The 2,360-nt window shown below is 41.5% G+C and carries 2 protein-coding genes; both read left to right on the top strand.

The annotated features are described in order from the left end of the window. Nucleotides 1–1,049: pyruvate kinase (pyk, locus tag AB4496_RS23625; RefSeq protein WP_372132198.1), on the top strand; the 1,049-nt coding region annotated here is incomplete at its 5' end. Between the two features lie 176 nt (nucleotides 1,050–1,225). Further along, the gene (locus AB4496_RS23620; protein WP_012603177.1) at nucleotides 1,226–1,897 is read left to right on the top strand and encodes a GntR family transcriptional regulator; all 672 of its coding nucleotides are present in this window, start codon (nucleotides 1,226–1,228) and stop codon (nucleotides 1,895–1,897) included. Nucleotides 1,898–2,360: the final 463 nt, after the last annotated feature.

Below are 2,360 nucleotides of genomic sequence, written 5' to 3'. Positions count from 1 at the left end.
CTATCCTTGTTGATGATGGCCTAATCGAAATGGAAGTTATCGCAACAACAGAAACTGAAGTTAAGTGTAAAGTTCTTAACAACGGTGCTCTAGGCGAAAACAAAGGTGTTAACCTTCCTGGCGTTTCTGTTCAACTTCCAGCTCTTTCTGAGAAAGACAAAGCTGACCTTAAGTTTGGTTGTGAGCAAGGCGTTGATTTCGTAGCTGCTTCTTTCATTCGTAAAGAAGACGACGTTAAAGAAATCCGTGAGCTTCTAAACGCTAATGGCGGCGAGAACATCCACATCATTTCTAAGATTGAAAACCAAGAAGGTGTAGATAACTTCGATTCAATCCTTGAAGCTTCTGACGGCATCATGGTTGCTCGTGGTGACCTAGGTGTTGAAATCCCAGCTGAAGAAGTAATCTTCGCTCAGAAGATGATGATCGAGAAGTGTAACCGCGCACGTAAGATGGTTATCACTGCAACTCAAATGCTTGACTCGATGATCAGCAACCCACGTCCAACTCGTGCAGAAGCGGGTGACGTTGCGAACGCAATCATGGATGGTACTGATGCAGTAATGCTTTCTGGTGAAACTGCTAAAGGTAAGTACCCAGTTGAAGCTGTTACTATCATGGCTCAAATCGCGAACCGTACTGATTCAGCTCTTAAAGCTGAGCTAGGTTCTCGTCTAGACAGCCCACGTCTACGCATCACTGAAGCAGTATGTAAAGGCGCTGTAGACACAGCAGAGAAGCTAGCTGCTCCTCTAATCGTTGTTGCAACTGAAGGCGGTAAGTCTGCACGTTCAGTACGTAAGTACTTCCCAACTGCAAACATCCTTGCTCTAACAACTAACGAAAAGACAGCTGCACAGCTAGTTCTTACTAAAGGTGTTAAGCCAGTTCTTGTTGACTCTATCGAGAACACAGACGCGTTCTACATCAACGGTAAAGAAATCGCTCTACAATCTGGCCTAGGTAACAAAGGCGACATCGTAGTTATGGTTTCTGGTGCTCTAGTCGCTTCTGGTACTACAAACACAGCATCTGTTCACGTTCTATAAGAATGAACCGATTCGCATAAAATATAAAAGAGGGCTTCGGCCCTCTTTTTTTATGAAACAAAATCTTGCCTAACTTTTCAGTACGCTGTATTATCAATCACATTAGAACTACGTACTGTTAAACTCCAATAAACTCTTCCTAAGAAACGGATTAGCAGACTAGAAATCAAATATACATGAGGTTTGTAATGTCTAGTCCTACGCTTACTGACAAAGTATCAAAGATGATTCGCCAAGATATTCTCAATGGTGAATTAACCCCAGGTAAAAAACTCGTTGTAGCTGATCTCAAAGCACGATACAACGTCGGCGCATCTCCAATTCGCGAAGCCTTAGTGCAGCTATCTTGGAGTAAATACGTAAAGCTAGAGCCACAAAAAGGCTGCTGGGTATCACCGGTATCAAAAAAAGAACTCAATGACCTATATGAAAGCCTTCGTGTTGTCTCTTCTGTTCTGCTTAAAAAGGCAATTTCAGCAGGCGATGAAAGCTGGGAACTGGAAGTATTAACCTCCTACCACAAGCTATCACGCATACAATATGTCTCAGAAGAGTTTGATTGTGTTGAGTGGGAAGAACGTCACCAGCAGTTCCATGCAGCGTTACTTGAAGGCGCAGACTCAGAGAACATGTTTAAGTTCTTTGATGATCTTATCAATCAAGTAAAACGCTACCGCTTCCTAGCGATGTCAGCGAAAAGCGCATCTGATGATCTGTTCAATATTGATGAGCATGAAATGATCATGAAGCTGGTACTTGCTAAAAATGTCGATCAAGCGACAGAACTATTGGATCAACACCTGTTAAGTTCAATGAAGCGAATTGAAGAAGTTATCGAAGCCGCATAATGTCAAGATAGATTCTAACCACATAAAAACTGAGCCTAATAGCTCCGTTTTTTATTTCCAGTATTACGACTGAACTACCACCCAAAAAACTCTTTGTGATGAGTATTGAGTAGCACAACCATAGGTAAAAAATACAATGCACTCAGTTGAAAGCCAAGAACGGCTAATGTACCTATGGTTAACCTCACTAAAAAATCGACAAACATACCACGCCTCTTTCAATCAGACTGTATGATCCCTAAACCCTTGCTTCAGCGAACCTAATTCAACTAATGCCTTTCAAGACTTTGATAGGGTTAGCTAACCAGTTGAATTAAGTTAACGGTGCCATCCTTTTACATCTAGCAAACACTCTATTAATCGCATCTTTTATCATAAGATGACATGAAGCAAGACTATTTGATTATTGTTCAGTTTAGCTCAAATCACCGCGAGCATTAGACTTTAGTCTAATCATATAAAC

The organism is Vibrio sp. 10N.222.46.A1 (genome assembly GCF_041473595.1).
GTDB classification, from domain to species: domain Bacteria; phylum Pseudomonadota; class Gammaproteobacteria; order Enterobacterales; family Vibrionaceae; genus Vibrio; species Vibrio tasmaniensis_A.
This window is presented reverse-complemented; position numbering and strand designations above follow the sequence as displayed.